The sequence below is a fragment of the Comamonas sp. A7-5 genome, assembly GCF_039581385.1.
GTDB classification, from domain to species: Bacteria; Pseudomonadota; Gammaproteobacteria; order Burkholderiales; family Burkholderiaceae_C; genus Comamonas; species Comamonas thiooxydans.
Map to the genome: position 1 here is coordinate 1 of NZ_JBCPWO010000011.1, position 18,945 is coordinate 18,945.

Annotated in this window: 22 protein-coding genes; 11 read left to right on the forward strand and 11 right to left on the reverse strand. The window is 60.7% G+C overall.

Annotation, left to right across the window (positions count from 1 at the left end; translation table 11 throughout):
• Positions 1 to 173: 173 nt before the first annotated feature.
• Positions 174 to 386 (reverse strand): hypothetical protein, encoded by a 213-nt coding sequence (locus AAIL67_RS17565; RefSeq protein ID WP_063664967.1) that lies wholly within the window; start codon positions 384 to 386, stop codon positions 174 to 176.
• A 239-nt stretch (positions 387 to 625) separates the two neighbouring features.
• Between AAIL67_RS17565 and AAIL67_RS17570 the strand changes: the two genes are divergently transcribed.
• Positions 626 to 1,630 (forward strand): 2-dehydropantoate 2-reductase, encoded by a 1,005-nt coding sequence (locus AAIL67_RS17570; protein ID WP_343484469.1) that lies wholly within the window; start codon positions 626 to 628, stop codon positions 1,628 to 1,630.
• A gap of 42 nt (positions 1,631 to 1,672) precedes the next feature.
• Positions 1,673 to 2,047, forward strand: coding sequence for a divalent-cation tolerance protein CutA (gene cutA / locus AAIL67_RS17575; RefSeq protein ID WP_034355786.1), 375 nt, complete (start codon positions 1,673 to 1,675; stop codon positions 2,045 to 2,047).
• 107 nt (positions 2,048 to 2,154) lie between these two features.
• On the opposite strand, the gene ftsY is transcribed toward cutA, so the two are convergent.
• Positions 2,155 to 3,312: a signal recognition particle-docking protein FtsY gene (gene ftsY, locus AAIL67_RS17580; protein WP_343484470.1), complete on the reverse strand. Its 1,158-nt coding sequence runs from the start codon at positions 3,310 to 3,312 to the stop codon at positions 2,155 to 2,157.
• Between the two features lie 28 nt (positions 3,313 to 3,340).
• On the opposite strand from ftsY, the gene AAIL67_RS17585 reads away from it, so the two are divergent.
• The 4 genes from AAIL67_RS17585 to coaD all read left to right on the forward strand — a co-directional run bounded on the left by AAIL67_RS17585 (position 3,341) and on the right by coaD (position 7,542).
• Positions 3,341 to 4,810, forward strand: coding sequence for a pitrilysin family protein (locus AAIL67_RS17585; protein WP_343484471.1), 1,470 nt, complete (start codon positions 3,341 to 3,343; stop codon positions 4,808 to 4,810).
• A gap of 17 nt (positions 4,811 to 4,827) precedes the next feature.
• Positions 4,828 to 6,180: a pitrilysin family protein gene (locus AAIL67_RS17590; protein ID WP_343484472.1), complete on the forward strand. Its 1,353-nt coding sequence runs from the start codon at positions 4,828 to 4,830 to the stop codon at positions 6,178 to 6,180.
• Positions 6,177 to 6,887: a 16S rRNA (guanine(966)-N(2))-methyltransferase RsmD gene (rsmD, locus tag AAIL67_RS17595; RefSeq protein WP_343484473.1), complete on the forward strand. Its 711-nt coding sequence runs from the start codon at positions 6,177 to 6,179 to the stop codon at positions 6,885 to 6,887. The genes AAIL67_RS17590 and rsmD overlap by 4 nt, the downstream gene beginning before the upstream one ends.
• Positions 6,888 to 7,047: 160 nt before the next feature.
• A complete protein-coding gene (gene coaD, locus AAIL67_RS17600; protein WP_034377907.1) occupies positions 7,048 to 7,542 on the forward strand; it encodes a pantetheine-phosphate adenylyltransferase in 495 nt (164 codons plus the stop codon).
• A 4-nt stretch (positions 7,543 to 7,546) separates the two neighbouring features.
• Here the strand turns inward: coaD and AAIL67_RS17605 are convergent, their stop codons facing one another.
• From AAIL67_RS17605 to AAIL67_RS17625, 5 genes are all read right to left on the reverse strand, one after another.
• Positions 7,547 to 8,602: a putative zinc-binding metallopeptidase gene (locus AAIL67_RS17605; protein WP_063664979.1), complete on the reverse strand. Its 1,056-nt coding sequence runs from the start codon at positions 8,600 to 8,602 to the stop codon at positions 7,547 to 7,549.
• 121 nt (positions 8,603 to 8,723) lie between these two features.
• Positions 8,724 to 9,044, reverse strand: coding sequence for a BON domain-containing protein (locus AAIL67_RS17610; protein ID WP_063664981.1), 321 nt, complete (start codon positions 9,042 to 9,044; stop codon positions 8,724 to 8,726).
• Positions 9,045 to 9,112: 68 nt separating this feature from the next.
• Complete coding sequence (locus AAIL67_RS17615) at positions 9,113 to 9,655, reverse strand: hypothetical protein (protein WP_082877425.1); 543 nt, start codon at positions 9,653 to 9,655, stop codon at positions 9,113 to 9,115.
• A 161-nt stretch (positions 9,656 to 9,816) separates the two neighbouring features.
• Positions 9,817 to 9,978, reverse strand: coding sequence for a DUF1328 domain-containing protein (locus tag AAIL67_RS17620; protein WP_003051882.1), 162 nt, complete (start codon positions 9,976 to 9,978; stop codon positions 9,817 to 9,819).
• 158 nt (positions 9,979 to 10,136) lie between these two features.
• A complete protein-coding gene (locus AAIL67_RS17625; protein ID WP_063664983.1) occupies positions 10,137 to 11,486 on the reverse strand; it encodes a CHASE3 domain-containing protein in 1,350 nt (449 codons plus the stop codon).
• Between the two features lie 133 nt (positions 11,487 to 11,619).
• Between AAIL67_RS17625 and AAIL67_RS17630 the strand changes: the two genes are divergently transcribed.
• Entirely contained in the window at positions 11,620 to 12,252 is a 633-nt protein-coding gene (locus AAIL67_RS17630; RefSeq protein ID WP_003051886.1) for a response regulator transcription factor, read from the forward strand.
• A 58-nt stretch (positions 12,253 to 12,310) separates the two neighbouring features.
• Here the strand turns inward: AAIL67_RS17630 and AAIL67_RS17635 are convergent, their stop codons facing one another.
• The 4 genes from AAIL67_RS17635 to gpmA form a co-directional block, all read right to left on the reverse strand.
• A complete protein-coding gene (locus tag AAIL67_RS17635; RefSeq protein ID WP_034355771.1) occupies positions 12,311 to 12,691 on the reverse strand; it encodes a response regulator in 381 nt (126 codons plus the stop codon).
• A 106-nt stretch (positions 12,692 to 12,797) separates the two neighbouring features.
• A complete protein-coding gene (locus AAIL67_RS17640; protein ID WP_343484478.1) occupies positions 12,798 to 13,565 on the reverse strand; it encodes a HesA/MoeB/ThiF family protein in 768 nt (255 codons plus the stop codon).
• A 75-nt stretch (positions 13,566 to 13,640) separates the two neighbouring features.
• Positions 13,641 to 15,152: a S41 family peptidase gene (locus tag AAIL67_RS17645; RefSeq protein ID WP_034355765.1), complete on the reverse strand. Its 1,512-nt coding sequence runs from the start codon at positions 15,150 to 15,152 to the stop codon at positions 13,641 to 13,643.
• A 132-nt stretch (positions 15,153 to 15,284) separates the two neighbouring features.
• A complete protein-coding gene (gpmA, locus tag AAIL67_RS17650) occupies positions 15,285 to 16,028 on the reverse strand; it encodes a 2,3-diphosphoglycerate-dependent phosphoglycerate mutase (protein ID WP_003066733.1) in 744 nt (247 codons plus the stop codon).
• 285 nt (positions 16,029 to 16,313) lie between these two features.
• Here gpmA and AAIL67_RS17655 point away from each other — a divergent pair, with 285 nt between their 5' ends.
• The 4 genes from AAIL67_RS17655 (at position 16,314) to AAIL67_RS17670 (ending at position 18,838) form a co-directional block, all read left to right on the forward strand.
• A complete protein-coding gene (locus AAIL67_RS17655) occupies positions 16,314 to 16,721 on the forward strand; it encodes a rhodanese-like domain-containing protein (protein WP_003066735.1) in 408 nt (135 codons plus the stop codon).
• 73 nt (positions 16,722 to 16,794) lie between these two features.
• Entirely contained in the window at positions 16,795 to 17,052 is a 258-nt protein-coding gene (gene grxC, locus AAIL67_RS17660) for a glutaredoxin 3 (RefSeq protein ID WP_003066738.1), read from the forward strand.
• A 197-nt stretch (positions 17,053 to 17,249) separates the two neighbouring features.
• Positions 17,250 to 17,711, forward strand: coding sequence for a protein-export chaperone SecB (secB, locus tag AAIL67_RS17665; RefSeq protein WP_003066740.1), 462 nt, complete (start codon positions 17,250 to 17,252; stop codon positions 17,709 to 17,711).
• A 116-nt stretch (positions 17,712 to 17,827) separates the two neighbouring features.
• Positions 17,828 to 18,838, forward strand: a complete 1,011-nt coding sequence (locus AAIL67_RS17670; RefSeq protein WP_343484482.1) for an NAD(P)H-dependent glycerol-3-phosphate dehydrogenase — start codon at positions 17,828 to 17,830, stop codon at positions 18,836 to 18,838.
• The last annotated feature ends 107 nt before the right edge of the window (positions 18,839 to 18,945 follow it).

Below are 18,945 nucleotides of genomic sequence, written 5' to 3' on the forward strand. Positions count from 1 at the left end.
TCGCAAGGGCAGCAGCTACGGACCGCGCGAGCAGGGCCGTTATGCCCAGGAGTTCTACACCACGGTGAAGACGGCCTATACGCTCGCGTGATGCGCTGGCTTGAGCGAGATCGTTGATTGTTGCTTTTCTTTTGCCGGGCCTTGAGCCCGGCTTTTTCATGGCGCTGTGGCGATCAGCCCAGCAGCGCTGCCCTGATGGTCTTGACGCCGTCGGCGTTGTCCCAGACCCCTTCTTCCAGCGCGTCATGAATGCTCTTGTCCAGAGCGGCAGCCAGCTGCTCGCGTGCCTGGGCAGCCTGGGGGCTGGCGTCCAGCACGATGCGCAAGGCGGTGGCCAGTGCCGTGATCTGGGCTGTGAGATTGACGACGGCGGTGTTGGAGCTCATGAATCGGTCCTTGAAAATGCGATGAACAGGGCAGCTGGCATGGCGCGCAGTGCGGGGTGTCCAGCTGTCAACGGCCTTCAGTGTCGCGCGGGTGGATACTGCTGTTAACGTATCAACAATGAGCGGCGGCCGTGAAGATATCGCCTGGTTTCAAGGGTGCAAGGTCTTCAGATGCTTTACGGTAAAGCACCGGCAGCTACTGCTTTTTGAGAGTTCTATAAGACAGGAGAGACAAGAGCATGGGTCTGAAGAGAGTCTGTATCTACGGTGCCGGCGCCATTGGCGGCTGGCTGGGTGTGGCGCTGGCCAAGGCCGGCTGTGAGCTGAGCGCCGTGGCGCGGGGCCAGACGCTGGCTGCACTGCAGCACAACGGCCTGACGCTGGTGCATGGCGAGGAGCGCGAGACTGTGGCCGTCAATGCGCAGCAGGACCCGGCCGCCCTGGGCGTGCAGGATGTGGTGGTGATTGCCGTCAAGGCGCCGTCCATGCCCGATGTGGCGCGTGCCGTCGCACCGCTGATCGGCCCGCAGACCCTGGTGCTGACCGCCATGAACGGCGTGCCCTGGTGGTTTCTGGCTGGTGGCGTGGATGCCGGCCTGCGCGGCCTGCAGCTCAGGACAGTGGATCCGCAGGGCGAGATTGCGCGTGCCATCCCCACCGGGCAGGTGCTGGGTTCGGTGGTGCATGCCAGCTGCTCTCTCGATGCGCCGGGGGTGGTGCGCCGTCATTTCGGCAACAGCCTGATCGTCGGCGAGCCCACTGCCCTGCCCGGCGATGCGCCCACGCCGCGTCTGCTGGCGCTGGCCGAGCTGCTGCGCGTGGGCGGCATCGAGCTCAGGCTCAGCGACAACATCCAGCGCGATGCCTGGTACAAGCTCTGGGGCAATATGACCATGAACCCCGTCAGTGCCATCACGGGCGCGACCACGGACAGGATTCTGGGCGATGAGCTGGTGCGCAACTTCATCACGGCCGTGATGCTGGAGGCCCGCGAAATCGGCGCGCGCATCGGCCTGCCGATTGCCGACAGTCCGCAGGACCGCCATCAGGTCACGCTCAAGCTGGGCGGCTTCAAGACCTCCATGCTCCAGGATGTGGAAGCCGGCAAGCCGGTGGAGCTGGATGCCCTGGTGGGCGCCGTGCGCGAGATGGGCGCCATGTGTGGCATGACCACGCCGTTCACCGATGCGCTGCTGGGACTGACACGGCTGCGCGCGCAGCAGCTGGGTCTGTATCCGGTGTAAGGCGGTGGCGGGCAGGGCGGTCTTGGGCCTAGACTAGGCAGCATGAGCACCACATCTACCCAGACCGCACCTCTCAAGTCCGCGTCCGCGCAGGACAGCCATTGGGCCACGCTGTGCGTGGTGACGACGACCGTTGGGCACTCGGCCGAGGCCGAGGACATGGCGCGGGCGCTGGTCTCGGCCAAGGCTGCGGCCTGCGTGCAGACCGAGCGCATCACCTCGTATTACGAGTGGGACGGCGTGCTGCAGACCGCTCCCGAATGGCGTTTGATCTGCAAGACCCTGCCCGAAGCCCTGCCGCGGCTGACCGCGCTGCTGCGCAGCCATCACAGCTACGAGGTGCCCCAGATCACCATGCGCACCGAGCGCTGCCTGAACGACTATGCCAAGTGGATCAAGCAGCAGGTGCAGCTCTGAAGGCTGAATAATAAAGGAGCGCCTTGCGCGCTCCTTTATTGGGTTTCAGTACTGAATCTATCTGAAAACTCGATAGATAAAGCGCTGGAAGCTATGGTTATTGTGCTTCAGGACAGCAGGGCCTGGGCGAACTCGCGTGCGCTGAAGGTCTCCAGATCCTCGATCTTCTCGCCCACGCCGATGAAGTAGACGGGCACGGGGCGCTCCTGCGCAATCGCGGCCAGCACGCCGCCCTTGGCCGTGCCGTCGAGCTTGGTGACGATCAGGCCCGTGAGCTGCAGCGCATCGTCGAAGGCGCGCACCTGGGTCAGTGCGTTCTGGCCGGTATTGCCGTCAATCACCAGCAGCACCTCGTGAGGCGCCGTGCCGTCGGCCTTGCTCACCACGCGCTTGATCTTCTTGAGCTCTTCCATCAGATGCAGCTGCGTGGGCAGGCGTCCGGCCGTATCGACCAGCACCACATCCTTTTTGCGCGCTTTTCCGGCTGAAACGGCATCGAAGCTCACGGCGGCGGGGTCGCCACCGTCCTGGCTGATGATTTCCACGGTGTTGCGATTGGCCCAGACGCCCAACTGCTCGCGCGCGGCGGCGCGGAAGGTGTCGGCGGCGGCCAGCAGCACGGACTGCTCGCCGTCGGCCAGATGCTTGGTCAGCTTGCCGATGGAGGTGGTCTTGCCCGCACCGTTGACGCCGGCCACCATGATGACGGTCGGTGTGTGCTCGCCGATGGTCAGCGGCTTTTCCAGGGGCCTCAGCAAATCGGTCAGCGCATCGGTCAGCAGCGCCTTGACGGCGGCGGGCTCGGTGGTCTTGGTGTCCTTGACGCGGCGCTTCAGGTCTTCCAGCAGATGCTGGGTGGCCTTGACGCCGGTGTCGGCCATCAGCAGCGCGTCTTCCAGCTCTTCATAGAGCCGGTCGTCGATCTGCGTGCCGGTAAAGACGGTGGCGATGCTGGAGCCGGTCTTGCGCAGACCGGCTTTCAGCCGTTCCATCCAGTTTTGACGGGAATTTGGGGCTTGCGGCTTTGCGGTAGGCTCGGGGGCTGCTACAAAATCCTGAGTGGCAGGCTGATCTTCGGCGGTCTTGGCCGCCGCGCCGCCACCAAAGGGCTTGCGCCACCAGGAGCTGCTGCCGTTTTCGGCAGGCGTATCCTGTGGAGCGGGCCCGGTTTGCGGGGCAGGAGCGGGCGCCGCGGCTGCCTCGGCAGCGGGCGTGGTGTTCACTGCATCGGGTGAACTGGGCTTTTTCTTGAAAAAACTGAACATTGGCGGGTTTTTAGAATCGCATCATTCTATGAAACATGTACGCGCACTCCCTGTACTGGGCTTAATGGCCTGTTTGAGCGCTGGGGCAGCCTTGGCTGCGCCGGGCGCATCGTCGCAACCTGTGCCTGCTGCCGCCACGGCGGCCGCGCCACAGGTGCAACAGTTCACGCTGAAGAACGGCATGCAGCTGATCGTGCAGCCCGACCGGCGCGCGCCCACGGCCGTGCACATGGTCTGGGTGCGCGTAGGCTCCATGGACGAGGTCGACGGCACCACGGGCGTGGCCCATGCGCTGGAGCACATGATGTTCAAGGGCTCCAAAAGCGTCAAGCCCGGAGACTTCTCGCGTCGCGTGGCGGCGCTGGGCGGCCAGGAAAACGCATTCACCTGGCGTGACTACACGGGCTATTACCAGCAGATTCCGTCCAGCCGTCTGGAAGACGTGATGAAGCTGGAGTCCGACCGTTTTGCCAACAATCAGTGGCCGGACTCCGAATTCAAGAAGGAAATCGAGGTCATCAAGGAAGAGCGCCGCATGCGCACCGACGACCAGCCGCGCGCCATGCTGATGGAGCAACTGATGGCGGCCACCTTCATGGCCTCGCCCTATCGCCGCCCCGTGGTGGGCTGGATGAGCGATCTGAACTCCATGACGCCCGGCGATGTGCGCGATTTTCACAAGCGCTGGTATGTGCCTGCCAACGCCGCCGTGGTCGTGGTGGGGGACGTGAACGTCAACCAGGTACGTGCCTGGGCCGAGAAGTATTACGGCAGCATTCCTGCGCGTGCCCTGCCGCAGCGCAAGCCGCAGACCGAACCCCGGCAGATCGGCGTGCGCCGTATCGAGGTCAAGCAGCCTGCCGAGCAGGCTTTTATCGCCATGGCCTATCGTACCCCCACGCTGAAGAGCGTGGACAAGCTGCAGGCCGAGGACAAGGACGCGCTGGCGCTGCTGGTGCTGTCCGCTGTGCTCGACGGTTATGACGGTGCTCGCCTGGAGCGCGCCCTGGTACAGGGCGAAGGCCAGGCCAACGGCCGTGTGGCCGATAGCGCCGGCAGCTCGGCCAACATCATGGGGCGCGGGCCCAGCCTGTTCATGCTGACCGGCGTTCCGGCCCAGGGCAAGACCGTGGCCGATGTGGAGGCTGCGCTGCGTGCCCAGATCAAGAAGGTGGCCGAGGAGGGCGTGCAGGCTGACGAACTGGAGCGCGTCAAGACGCAGTGGATGGCCTCCAACGTCTATGAGCGTGATTCCGTCATGGGCCAGGCCCAGAACCTGGGCAACTACTGGATCCAGAACATGCCGCTGGATGCCGAGGACAAACTGCTGGCCGAACTGCGCAAAGTCACCTCTGACGATGTGAAGGCCGTGGCCGCCAAATATTTTGGCGACGACCAGCTCACTGTCGGCACCCTTGTGCCTCAGCCTCTGCCGGCGGGTAGCAAGCCCCAGCGTCCCATGTCGGGCAAGGCGGATGCAGACAAATCCATGCACTGAGCGCAGCGGAGAAACATATGAAAACTATGAAAAAGATAGCTGCTGGCGCTTTTGTGGTAAGCGCTGGAATGGGTTTTCTAACCAAATCTGCCTGGGCCTTGCTGCCGATAGAGCATTGGACCCAGCCCAGTGGCGCCCAGGTCTGGCTGGTGCAAAGTCCTGGCATTCCCATGGTGGATGTGCAGGTGGACTTCGACGCCGGCAGCCGCCGTGATCCCGAGGACAAGGTGGGCCTGGCGACAGCCGTGGCCATGATGTCCTCCAAGGGCATCAAGGCGGCAGGCGATGCGCCTGCGCTGGATGAAAATGGCCTGGGTCAGGCCTGGGCCGACCTGGGGGCCAGCTTTGGCGCCAGTGCGGGGCGTGACAGCTTCAGCTACGGCCTGCGCACTCTGACCGAGCCCAATCTGCAGCAAAAGGCCGTGGCCCTGGCGGCGCGCCAGATCGCCTCGCCAAGCTGGCCCGAGGCCGTGTGGCAGCGTGACCGCGAGCGCTGGAGTGCCTCCATCAAGGAAGCCGACACCCGTCCCGGCACCGTGGCCTCCAAGGCATTCCGCAAGGCCGTGTTCGGCAGCTCGCCCTATGGCTATCAGACCACGGTCGACAGCCTGGGCCGGATCGATGTTTCGGCCATGCAGGACTTTCACCGCAAGCTGATTGCCGCCTGCCGCGCCAAGGTCAGCGTGGTGGGGGCGGTCAATCGCCAGCAGGCCGATGCCATGGTCAAGCAGTTGCTGGGGCCGCTGCAGGCCACCAATGGCAACGACTGCCCGCCGCTGCCTGCCGTGGCCAAGGTGCAGGATCTGCAGCAAGCCAAGGTCGAGAGCATTCCGTTCGAGTCGGCCCAGGCCCAGGTGCTGATCGGCCAGCCGGGCATTGCACGCAACAACCCCGATTTTCTGGCCGTGATGGTGGGCAACCATATCCTGGGCGGCGGCGGCTTCACTTCGCGACTGATGGAAGAGGTGCGTGAAAAGCGGGGCCTGACCTATGGCGTCTCCAGCGACTTCTCACCCGGACTGGATCGCGGCGCCTTCATTATCGGCCTGCAGACCCGGCCCGATCAGGCGGCCGAGGCGCTCAAGGTCTCGCAGGACGTATTGCGCAAATTCATTGCCGAAGGTCCTAGCGACAAGGAACTCAAGGCGGCCAAGGACAACCTGATCGGCGGCTTTGCCTTGCGCATAGACAGCAATCGCAAGCTGCTGGGCAATGTGGCCAACATTGCCTGGAATGGCCTGCCGCTCGATTATCTGGAGCACTGGACCGATCGCGTTCAGGCTCTGACCACCAAGGACGTGAAGGAGGCGATGCAGCGCATGGTTCAGCCCGAGCGCATGGTCACCATCACTCTCGGAGCCAAGCCATGAGCCGCAGCGCCATCAAGCTACACACCCCCGCAGGCCGCAAGGCGCTGGACAAGATGATTCACGAGTCCGAGCGCAAGGCACAGGAGCTGGCGGCCAGCCGTCCGGCCCGCCCCGGAGCCAAGGCTGCCCAGCCCGCTGCAGCCAAGCCGGCCGCCACGGGGGCCGGTGAAATCCGCATCATCGGCGGGCAATGGCGCCGCACGCGTCTTTCCGTGGCGCAAAAGCCCGGTCTGCGGCCCACACCCGATCGCGTGCGCGAGACACTGTTCAACTGGCTGGGCCAGGATCTGAGCAACTGGAAATGCATCGATGCCTTCGCGGGCACGGGGGCGCTGGGCTTCGAGGCCGCATCGCGCGGCGCCAGCAGCGTCATCATGAACGAGCAGGATGCGGCCCTGGTGCAGCAGCTGCAGCGTCTGCAGCAAAAGCTCGATGCCAGGATGGTCAAGGTGCAGCGCGGTGATGCGCTGAGCTGCCTGAAGACCGTGGCGGGCCAGGATCTGATCTTGCTGGACCCGCCATTCGGTCAGACCGAGCTGTTCGAGCCCGCGCTCAAGGCCGCCACGGCGGCCTTGAATGATGGCGGCTTCATTTATCTGGAGGCTCCCGAAGCCTGGGCCGAGGACCGCTTGCTGGAAATGGGGCTGGAGCTGCACCGCTATCTGAAGGCGGGCGCCGTCCATGCGCATCTGCTGAAGAAGCAGTAAACCTTTGCTGGCGAACCGGGAGCTGCTGGCGCTTTGAGCAGAGGCGTCAGCAGCTCTTTTTTGCATGGGTCAGCACTGTGCAGGCCTGAATGCATAATCTCTTTACGCTGCACTGCAGCAGCCCTCACCCTCATCAAGACCCGCAGGAGAGAGATAAGCCATGAGCCAGGACCTGATTGCTGTTTACCCCGGAACCTTTGACCCGATCACGCTGGGGCATGAAGATGTGGTGCGCCGGGCTGCACAGCTGTTTGGCAAGGTCATCGTGGCCGTGGCGGCAGGCCATCACAAAAAGACGCTGTTCACGCTGGAAGAGCGCATTGCCATGGTGCGCGAGTCCTGCGCCAACTATCCGCAGGTGGAGGTGGAGAGCTTTGACGGGCTGCTGGCGCATTTTGTGCTCGCGCGAGGTGCCAAGGCCATGGTGCGCGGCTTGCGTGCGGTGACGGACTTCGACTATGAGTTCCAGCTTGCCGGCATGAACCGCACGCTGATGCCCGAAGTGGAAACCGTGTTCCTCACGCCCAGCGATCGCTATCAGTTCATCAGCTCCACCTTTGTGCGCGAGATTGCCACGCTCAATGGCGATGTGGACAAGTTTGTCTCCAAGGGCGTGCATGAGCGCCTGATGGTCAAGGTCGGCCGCAAGGCCTGAGCTTTCAGCCTCCCTGGCTAGTCACCCTGCTGCGATAGCTGCTGATGGTCTCGTGGACGAAGCGCAGCTTGTCCCAGGCCGGGCCGGAAATGGCAAAGGGATAGGCGTCGCCATGGCCGAGGCTGCGATTCAGGCTGTTGTGCAGCAGGGTCAGCGGCACCCACTGGGACTGCATCACCGAAAAATCGGGCGGCACCGGCCCCAGCGGGTTTTGAATGAGTTGCTGGCCCGTGCTGGGTATGTCCGGCACGGTAATGCAGGTGCCGTAGCTGGCAGCGGTCTCCAGCAAGTCCACCATGTGCAGATAGTGAGCCCAGGTTTCGGCCCAGTCCTCCCAGGGGTGTGAGGTGGCATAGGCGCTGATGAACTGACCGCGCCAGCTGTTGTCCAGAGGGTCCTTGCCGTAATGGCGCTGCAGAGCCTGGGCATAGTCCTGATTCTCATAGCCAAACAATGCCCTGAAGCGCTCCAGATGCTCGCTGTTGGCTATCAGCTGATCCCAGTAGAAATGTCCCGATTCGTGACGCAAATGTCCTATCAGCGTGCGATAGGGCTCGTGCAAGGCCTGGCGGCGTTTGGCACGTTCGTCGTCGTCTGCCTCGACCACGTTGAGCGTGATCATGCCGCTGGCATGGCCGGTCATGACGGGATTCTGGCCGGGCAGGTCTGCGAGCAGGGAAAAGCGCGGTTCGGCCACGCGGTGCTCATGCGGGTCCAGCAGGCCCAGCCTGGCCAGGGTGTAGAACAGCCTGCGCTTGGCGACCTCGATCTTGGCCCAGCGCAGCTCATTGGCGGGATCGCTGCCGTCCGGCAGCCATTCGGTCTGTCGGCAGGAAACGCAAAGCGGCTGCGGGTCTGAGGCCTCGATCGCAAAATTGCACAGGCTGATGTTGTGTCGGTGGGCGCAGGCGCGGTAGCGTGTGTCGGGGCCCCCGGCCGGGGGCAGAATGCCCACGCGCAATTGGTCGGGAAGAAAGGCCTGGCTTGCTCCGCAATGCACGCATTGCAGGCTTTCAAAATAGATCAGGTGGCCGCAGGCCTCGCAATTGAAAACTTGCATGCGGACACTTTAATGGCGAAGTCAGCGACCCGGTTGTAGGAAAAAACAAAGCCAGCTCAAAAGCTGGCTTTGGGGCTGGAAGTGCAGCCCTCAGACAGGAGCTGGCTTCAGGTGCGCATCGTCAAGGCCTGACCACGATGCTGTTGCGCACTTCACGCACATGCTTGGTCGTGCGGGCGATTTCGCCGGCTCGGGCTTTCTCTGCTTCGGATTTGGCAAAGCCCGAGAGCTGCACAGTGCCGTTCATGGTTTCTACGCTGATGGCGGTTGCCGAGACGGTCTTGTCTTCGGCCATCTTGGCTTTCACCGCAGTGGTGATGCCAGCGTCGTCCACATAGGAGCCCACAGTCTGCTGGTCACGAGCAACCGAACAGGCCGTGGTTGCCAGCACGGTCGTTGCAGCGACCAGACTGAAAGCCAAAGCACGAGTCAGATTTTTCATATGGTTCTCCCTTGGTTTTAAAAAGGCGTAAAGAACGCCTGCGAAAAACGGCTCAGAATGAGGTTTTCTTACTTTCTGCGCGAGCGGCCCAGAAAGAAAGCGGTCGCCAGAGCCGCGCCGGTCGCAGCTGCAATCAGCACGGAGCGCCCGGGCTGTTCGGACACATATTTGGTGGTCGCATCCGCTGCGGTGTTGAACTGACGACGTGCACGATGTGAGTTGTCGGCCCAGAAGTTGATACTGCGCTCAGCCAGATCCTGTGCGCGGTTGGCCAGGTTGTCGATCAGCGGGTTTTCGCTGTCTTCTACATTGCGCATATGACGCCCCGTGGAGTCAATGGCCTCGGAGGCTGTGCGACGGGAGCGGCGTGCGGCGTCATGAACCTTGTCTGCGACGTCCTCTGCGATGTCCTGAGCTTCATGCACCATTTTCTGGGCGGCCTGCTTGCCGGAGTCCACGGCGTCCTCAGCACTATCGGCCATCTTCTGTGCCGCGCTCTGGGCTGATTGGGCGGCATGCTTTGCCGAGTCCTTGACATCGGCAGCCAGCTCCTTGGCCGCGTCCTTGAGATCTTCAACCGTGTCCTTGGCGTCTTTTACGGCTTGGCTCATTGTTTGGAACTCCCTGAAATCTAGAAATTATCGTGACAGCGTGAAGTAACGCCAGTCTTCGTAACTCGGCCTCTCGGAGGCAGAAGCTGAGAGCGATCATGGCGAATACTGGTGGTTTGTGCAATGTGCAGGAACAAAGTTCTACACATTTGGCGCCAGTGCTATTTCTTCACGAGGCCCATCAGGAAGGTGATGACGGCCATGACCAGGAAGACAAAAAACAGAATCTTGGCGATACCTACGGCGCTGGCCGCGATGCCGCCGAAGCCGAAAACTGCAGCGATCAAGGCAATCACCAGAAAGACAATGGCGTAGTGCAACATGGTTTTCTCCTATCGAATGCAGGCCGACAGGCATTGCCGTGCGGCCATGTATTGACTGTAGAGAACTGAGCAGCCCAAGCTTGACGGTGAGTTTCTGTCACCAGGGTCGGGGTATTTAGGGACAGTCATGTAGGACTGCGTTGACCTGCGCACCCAGTTCAGGTGTTTGCCATTGTCAAAGGAATGACTGCCGAGATAGTGGTTCCCTTGCCGGGCTGGGATGCCACGGTAAGCCTGCCGCCGACAGCTTCAACGCGGTGCTTCATGCCTGCCAGCCCATGGGAGTTGGGGCGCATGCTGGCCGGCTCGAAGCCTTGGCCATCGTCCTGGATCTGCACGGCCACATAGGTGGGATAGTTGTGCACCGTCACGATTACATGGCTGGCTCTGGCGTATTTTCCGATGTTGGTGAGGGACTCTTGTACGACGCGATAGACCGTCAGCTGCGTGGATTCAGGCAGGTCCACTTGCTCCAGGCTGCATTCCACCTCGATGTTGCTGCGTTCACCGAATTCTCGGGTCAGGATTTCCAGCGCGGTGGTCAGGCCCAGGTTGGAGAGAGAAGAGGGGCGGAGGTCTTCAATGATGCGGCGTTTGAGTGCAATCCCGCTGTTGAGCGTCTCGATCAGGTGGGTGATGCGTTCGGAGACGTCGGGTGTCGAGGTGTCGATCTTGGACTTGAGGCGCGCAACGTCCAGTTTCGCGGCGGTCAGCAGCGAGCCCAGTTCGTCGTGCAACTCGCGTGCCAAGTGCGCTCGCTCATCCTCGCGTACCTGCTGCAAATGGGTTGCCAGCTCGGTGAGGGCCGCGGTGCGGTCGCGAACGACTTCCTCCAGACGATTGCGTTCATCGCGCTGAATCTCCTGCTCGCGCTGATGTGAGTGCTGCAGCGCATTGGCCTGTCGCAGGTACATGAAGAAGCCCAGAATCCCCAGGGCGGTCACTGTCGCAATTCCCAGGCGTGACAGACCCAGCGTTTGTTCGATATCCGCGAGATTGGACTTGACGCGCTGATCGATGCTGTCCATCAGGGTTTTGATGTGGCCCCGTATGGCATCCATGTTTTCCATGCCTACGTCGGTAAACATCACAAAGCGCCACGCTTCATCGTTGCCCTGGCGATAGAGGCGCAGGCTCAGCTCCATTTCGCTGGTCTTGCGCTCGACCTGGCGGGCCAGCGGAGTAAAGGTTGCCAGCTCTTTGGGATCCATGATGAAGATGCCGCGCAGGTCATCCATGCTGCTGCTGATAGCGGCGGAGGCGGAGTTATAGGGCTCGAGATAGCGCTCCTCTCCTGTCAGCAGGTAGCCGCGCAGGCCGGTTTCCGCATCCAGCATTTGCTGCATCAGCAAATTGAGCTTTGCTCTGGTGGCTTGCGTCTTGGTGAGCGTGTCCAGAGCCTGCAGCGAGCGCTTATAGCCTGCTTCATTAATGCTTACCATTAAGACTGCCGCAATGACTGCGATCGTCAGGCTGACTGCAATTTTGCGGATATTGGTCCAACGCATCTACATCCTCTCACCTACAAGGCAATTACCTGATATTCTGCATAACCGTAGCGTCAACGACTGACATCATAGTGCGGGTCTTAAAATGTGATGCGCCCTGGAGATGAGCGCAGTTTCATGAAAAGAGGTGTTCATGATAAAAGTAGGCATAGTGGATGACCATGCGATTGTTCGCTCGGGATTACGCCAATTCCTGTCGGAACATGTAGATCTGAGGGTCGTGGGAGAAGCGGGCAATGGGCGGGAGGCCATTGACCTGGTTCGGGAGCATGAAATTGACGTGCTGTTGATGGACTTGTCCATGCCAGGGCAAAGCGGCATAGATGCCTTGGCCATGCTCAGAGCCAAAGCACCTGATATGGGCATCCTGATACTTAGTGGATACCCTGAGGAGCATTACGCAATCAACTTGATTCGTCAGGGGGCCAGCGGATATCTCAACAAGGAGTGCGATCCTCAGGATATTGCAGAGGCCATCCGGACTGTGGCTCTGGGAAGGCGTTACCTGACGCCGGCAGTGGCCGATCTCCTGGCCCAGCAACTCAACCGCAAGGATGATGTTCCGGCACACGAGCAATTGTCGGAGCGTGAGTTTCAGGTATTCCTGAAGCTTGCGCGCGGCGAGACGGCTGGAGACATTGCCAAATCGCTTTCGTTGAGCGTGAAAACAGTGAGCACTTACCGGACAAGGCTCATGGAAAAAATGGGCCTTTCCTCAAATAGCGATCTGACATACTATGCGTTGAAAAATCGATTGATCGATTAATGGAGACTCAAATAAAAAAGGCTTGAAATATTCAAGCCTTTTTTATTTTGCGTTATTTTCAAGATTTACTGGTATTTAAATCAATACAGAAATCTATAAGCGCATCGATTTCGTTGGATTTGTCAAATACGGCATCTGCGCTGAGTTCAAGGCAGCGCTGTCGTATATCGGCGGTCGCGTAATTGCTCAACACGAGCAGCTTTTTCTGCGGTGGTCGATGTTGAAGGCTTGTGACGATGCCGAGACCGCTGCCCTCGCGCAAGAACAGGTCCACGATGACCAGATCCCAGGCGTCAGGGTTGTGGCTGAGCCAGCGTACAGCATCGGCTTCGGTCTCTGCCACCCCCACCGCTTCCACATCGGCAAGCTCCGCCATCGTCGCAATCAGGTTGTCGCGAATCGTGGGATTGTCTTCAACAAGAAAGGTACGCAGTTTCACGACGGTAGCAAGCTGATGAGGTGGACGCCAAGGATCAAGCGGCGAGAGTCATTTCAATTCTCAATGTGGAAAATCAATTACGGCCCATGAAAAAATCATTGTATTGTCATTTTTTGTAATTTGTGTTTGGCGTTCCGCAGATATCACAGGTTTTAACCCTAGCAATTTTCATCCTACTCCACTCCATGGAACGTGCATCAAGCATTTGAAGTTGTCCGACAGAAGATCGGCCAAAACCGACAATCAGCTTCAGTGCTTCTGCAGCTTGCTGGGTGCCGATCAGCCCAACCAGCGGAGCAAAGACGCCCATGGTTGAGCACTGAACCTCTTCGAATTCAGCCTCTGGCGGAAAGATGCATGCATAGCATGGGCTGTCGGGGTTGCGTGGATCAATGACCATCAACTGGCCATCGACACGGATGGCAGCTCCTTCGACCAGGGGTACGCCGTGGCGTACGCAAGTCGCATTGATGGTCTGGCGGGTCTTGTAGTTGTCGGTGCAGTCGAGCACGATGCTTGCCTCGGGCAGCAGTTCATCGAGCAGGGTCTCGGTTGCACGCTGCTGGATGCAGCGAACTTCGATCCCGGGATTGATGGCATGTACGGCAGTGCGGATCGATTCCACCTTGGGCATGCCTATGCGCTCGGTCGTGTGGGCAATCTGGCGCTGCAGATTGGTCATGTCCACGACGTCGTTGTCGACGATGGTGATGCGCCCTACACCTGCCGAGCCCAGATAGAGTGCGGCAGGCGAGCCCAAGCCGCCAGCTCCAATGATCACTGCATGCGCCGCCAGAATGCGCTCCTGGCCTTCGATGCCGATCTCGTCGAGCATGATGTGACGGGAATAGCGTAGCAATTGATCGTCATTCATCGGTTTGCTTCCATGGTTCCAAGAAAAAAGCCGGGCAAGCCCGGCTGATTTTGAGCGGGTTCCATAACCCGGTGCTTATTTTTTGCTCTTGTCGGAGTCGCCTTTTTCGGGCGCTTTCTTGTCAGCGGGCTTTTTGTCCGCGGCCGTCGCGTCTCCGGGCTTCTCTTCGATTTTGCGCTCCGTCAGGGTTTTGCTGACCTTGACAGGTTGGCCTTTGAGCTTGTTCAGTGCCTGTTGCAGCTGAAAGTCCTTTTCAGACCCGAATTCCGGCAGGCGGCGTTCGGCGGCTGGCTTCTTGGCTTCCTCTTCCAGGCGTTTGCGCGCTTCCTCGCGGGCCTTTTCAAGTGAATCGTTCTTGACCTCCGCACCCTGTCCGCTGGACAAATGCTTTTCAAGGTCTGCTTCACGCATGCTCAATGCCGCAAACAAATCGCCGTCTGCAGTCTCGTCCACCATCACATCGGGCACGATGCCCTTGGCCTGAATGGATTTTCCGCTAGGCGTGTAGTAGCGCGCCGTCGTCAGCTTGAGAGCCGTATCGGGCCCCAGAGGGCGCACGGTTTGCACCGAGCCCTTGCCAAAGGACTGGCTGCCCATGACGGTGGCACGTTTGTGATCTTGCAGAGCTCCGGCCACGATTTCGCTGGCCGAGGCCGAGCCTTCATTGACCAGCACCACCAGAGGCAGCTTTTTCAGTGCTGCAGGCAGGCGTTGCAAGGGGTCGCCAAAACCGCGCTGGGCGTAGAACTCGGGCGAAGCCTTGTAGACGGCCTTGCTTTCGGCCAACTGGCCGTTGGTCGAAACCACGGGCACATCGGGTGGCAGGAAGGCCGCAGAGATGGCTACGGCAGCATCCAGCAAACCGCCTGGATCGTTGCGCAGGTCCAGCACCAGTCCCTTGAGATTGGGTTCCTGCTTGTAGATTTCCTCGACCTTGCGGACAAAGTCATCGACGGTGCGTTCCTGGAACTGGCTCAGGCGGATCCAGGCGTAGCCAGGCTCGATCACCTTGCCCTTGACCGATTGGGTCTTGATTTCTTCACGGGTGATGGTGACGGGGAAGCTGCGGCTTTCATCCTTTCGCAAGATGTTCAGGCGCACCTTGGTATTCGGTTCGCCACGCATGCGCTTGACAGCGTCATTGAGCGTCAGGCCCTTGACGGCCGTGTCATCGATCTTGGTGATCAGGTCGCCGGTCTTGAGACCCGCACGGAAAGCGGGCGAGCCTTCGATGGGGGAGACGATCTTGATCAGCCCGTCTTCCATGGTGATCTCGATGCCGACGCCCACGAACTTGCCGGAAGTGCCTTCCTTGAATTCTTTGTAGGTTTTCTTGTCGAAGTACTGGGAGTGAGGGTCCAGGCTGGAGACCATGCCGGAGATTGCGTCGGTGATCAGCTTCTTGTCGCTGACCTGCTCCACGTAATCGGTCTTGATCAGGCCGAAGACGGCCGACAACTGCTGGATTTCTTCAAGTGGCAGAGGCGTCACACCCCCGCGAGCCAGCGTCTGCAGGGATACGGTGGTCAACGCACCGGCGACCACGCCCACAGAGATCCAGCCTGCAATTTTGATTTTTTGACCCATAGCACCCCTTAAACCATTCGCAATATACACCTTGGACGGCGGAAGGCCCATGAGGTTCCACAGGCCTTTTGCCGTGTCAGTCCTGTTCAGACTGCGCAAGCGGCCTGAACAGGAACGGTGAAGAGGTCTCTCTCAGGCCTTGCCCTGGGCTGCAACTGCCGCTGCAGCCTTGGCTGCGGCTTCGGCGTCGCCCAGGTAGTAGTGGCGGATGGGCTTGAGGTCGGCGTCCAGCTCATAGACCAGAGGAATGCCGTTGGGCACGTTCACGCCCACGATCTGGTCGTCGGCGATGTTGTCCAGATACTTGATCAGGGCGCGGATGGAGTTGCCGTGTGCGGCCACAACCACCCGTTTGCCGGCCTTGATGGCGGGTGCGATGGACTCGTCCCAGAACGGCACAACGCGGGCCACCGTGTCCTTGAGGCACTCGGTCAGCGGGATCTGCTCGGGCTGCAGCTTGGCGTAGCGCACATCGCTGCGTTCGCTGCGCGGGTCGGTGGCTTCCAGGGCGGGAGGCGGCACGTCGTAGCTGCGGCGCCAGACCAGCACTTGCTCGTCGCCGTACTGCTTGGCCATATCGGCCTTGTTCAGACCCTGCAGGCCGCCATAGTGGCGTTCGTTGAGACGCCAGCTATGCACCACGGGCAGCCAGGTGCGGTCCATTTCATCCTGCACATGCCACAGGGTACGGATGGCGCGCTTGAGCACGCTGGTATAGGCCACATCGAAGTCATAGCCTTCTGCCTTGAGCAGTTGGCCGGCCTTCTTGGCCTGTTCGACGCCGGTGGCAGTCAGATCCACATCGGTCCAGCCGGTGAAGCGGTTTTCAAGGTTCCAGGTGGATTCACCGTGGCGGATCAGAACGAGCTTGTACATGGATTCTCTCAAAGTAGCAAAGCAGTAATGACACAAAGTCAAAACCGTGCATTTTAGGGGCTGGCCTTTGTCCGGGCTTGAGGCAAGGTAAGCCGGTCGTGTCCAGCGGTGGCCGCCAAGCTATTCCTGTTGGGCCCTTCGGGGATTGTGCAGAGCACTCACTTGCGGCCTAGGGCATATGAACAGAGGGTTTGGGATTACGGGAGGAGGGGCTGTGGCCCTCTGGGGCGATCCGCCGGCAAGCCTGCCTCTAAAATCGTTCGGTTTGCCATCCCAAGGAATGACGTGAAATTCATCATTGATAACTGGTATTTGATCCTGATTGCCGTGGCTTCGGGTGTGATGCTGCTGCTGCCCGCACTGCGCGGTGCCACAGGTGGTTCGCTGTCGGCAGCGGCTGCCGTGCACCTGATCAACCGCGAAAAAGCCGTGGTGCTGGACGTCTGCGAGCCCGAAGAGTTTGCGGCCGGCCATGTCAACGGAGCCAGGAACCTGCCGCTGAGCCAGTTGGAAGAAAAGCTGCCCACCACCGTCAAGAACAAGCAGCTGCCCGTGGTGCTGGTGTGTGCATCGGGCGCCCGTGCCGTGCGTGCCGAAGCGGTGGCCAAGAAGCTGGGTTACGAGAAGGCCCAGGCGCTGGCTGGCGGCATGAAGGCCTGGCGCGATGCCGGCCTGCCGGTTGAAAAAGCCTGATTCGGCCGCAACTGAGAACTCTGACGACTGCAGCACAGCATGCTGCATTGCAAAAACTACAAGGAAGTTGCTCATGCAAGCCGTGAAGATGTACACCACCGCCGTCTGCCCCTATTGCATTCGTGCCAAGCAGATTCTCAAGTCCAAGGGCGTGGATCAGATCGAGGAAGTGCGCATCGATTTCGATACCGCTGCCCGCGATCACATGATGCAGGTCACCGGCCGCCGCACCGTACCCCAGATCTTCATTGGCGATACCCATGTGGGCGGTTGCGACGATCTGATGGCGCTGGATGCCAAGGGCGGTCTGCTGCCCCTGCTGCAAAGCTGATTACTTGCCGTGCCACTGCCGCCAAACGGCATGAATTTGCGCTTTGTGCTGCTTGCTACGATGCAGCCTCTGGCTGTCACTGCATAATGCAAAGCGCTATTTCATGGAAATGCCTGCTGTGAGGATAGCTGCGTGCTAGTCCTCTGCGCAGGCATTTTCATTTCCCTCTCAAGATTTTCTGAAAGACCTAGCTCATCATGGCCGAACAAGACAACAGCCCCGTGTTCCAGATCCAGCGCGTGTATCTGAAGGACCTGTCCCTGGAGCAGCCCAACTCTCCCGCCATCCTGCTGGAGCAAGAGCAGCCCAGCGTGGACATCCAGCTGGGTGTGGAAGCCACTCCCGTGGCTGAAGGCGTCTACGAAGTGGCCGTGACCGCCACGGTTCAGACCAAGATTCAGGACAAGACCGTGTTCCTGGTCGAAGCCAAGCAGGCCGGCATCTTCGAAATCCGCAACGTGCCCGAAGATCAGATGGGCGGCGTGATCGGCATTGCCTGCCCCCAGATTATCTACCCCTATCTGCGCGGCAACGTGGCCGACGTGGTGACCCGCGCCGGCTTCCCTCCCGTGCACCTGGCCGAAATCAACTTCCAGGCCATGTACGAGCAGCAGCAAGCGGCTGCCGCAGCACAGGCCGAAGGCCAGCTGCCCCAGTAAGCTGATGGCAATTGCTGATTCCTGCGATGTGCAAGAATCGGCAGCCAGGCAAAAAAGAGGCCCTAGCGGCCTCTTTTTCTTGTGCGTTGTGCACAAACTGCTATCAAAATTCAGGTATGAAAATTCTTGTCATCGGCGCTGGCGCCTGGGGTACGGCCATGGCCATCAGCGCGGCCACCCATCCGGAGCAGGACCGCGTCAGCCTCTGGGCGCGTGACCCGGCGCAGGCGCAGCTCATGCAGGCCGAGCGCGCCAACAGTCGCTATCTGCCCGGCATCCGCTTCCCGGATGCGCTCACGGTGGTCAGCGGAGATGTGATGGCCCATGTGGCGGATGCCGATCTGATCGTGCTGGGCACGCCCATGGCGGCGCTGCGCCAGTGGCTGGGCCAGCTCAAGGATTGCCGCCAGCCCGTGGTCTGGCTGTGCAAGGGCTTCGAGGCCGTGGCCGCCGACGCACCTGCCGGCAGCTATGGACTGATGGCGCATGAAGTCTGCCAGCAGGTGGCGCCGCAGCTGCAAAGCGGTGCGCTCAGCGGCCCCAGCTTCGCGGCCGAGGTGGCGCGCCAGCAGCCTACGGCTCTGGTGGCAGCCAGCGCCCACGAGGGCGTGAGCGAGCTGCTGGTGTCGGCCTTTCACGGCGAGGCCATGCGCGTCTATGCCAATCAGGACATCGTGGGCGTGGAAGTCGGCGGAGCCGTCAAGAATGTGCTGGCCATTGCCACGGGTCTTTGCGACGGCCTGCAACTGGGGCTGAACGCGCGTGCAGCCCTGGTCACGCGCGGCCTGGCCGAGATGACGCGCCTGGGCGTGGCGCTGGGCGCGCGCGCCGAGACCTTCATGGGCCTGTCCGGCCTCGGCGATCTGGTGCTGACCGCCACCGGCGATCTCTCGCGCAATCGCAAGGTGGGTCTGCTGCTGGCCGAAGGCAAGAGCCTGGAGCAGGCCGTGACCTCGCTGGGCCATGTGGCCGAGGGCGTGTACAGCGCCCGCACCGTGCTCGCCCGGGCACGCCAGGTCGGTGTGGAAATGCCGATCACCGAAACCGTGGTTGCCTTGCTGGACGGCCAGCTGCCGGTCACCGAAGCCGTGCAGCACCTGATGGTGCGCGATCCGCGCGGCGAATAAGCCAATAAAACAATAGCTTCTATCGCCTGGTATTCATGGATTTCAGATGATTTTGTGTCTGAAATGCAATGAATTCATGCGCTTGCAGCTATTGTTTTAGGGGGTAA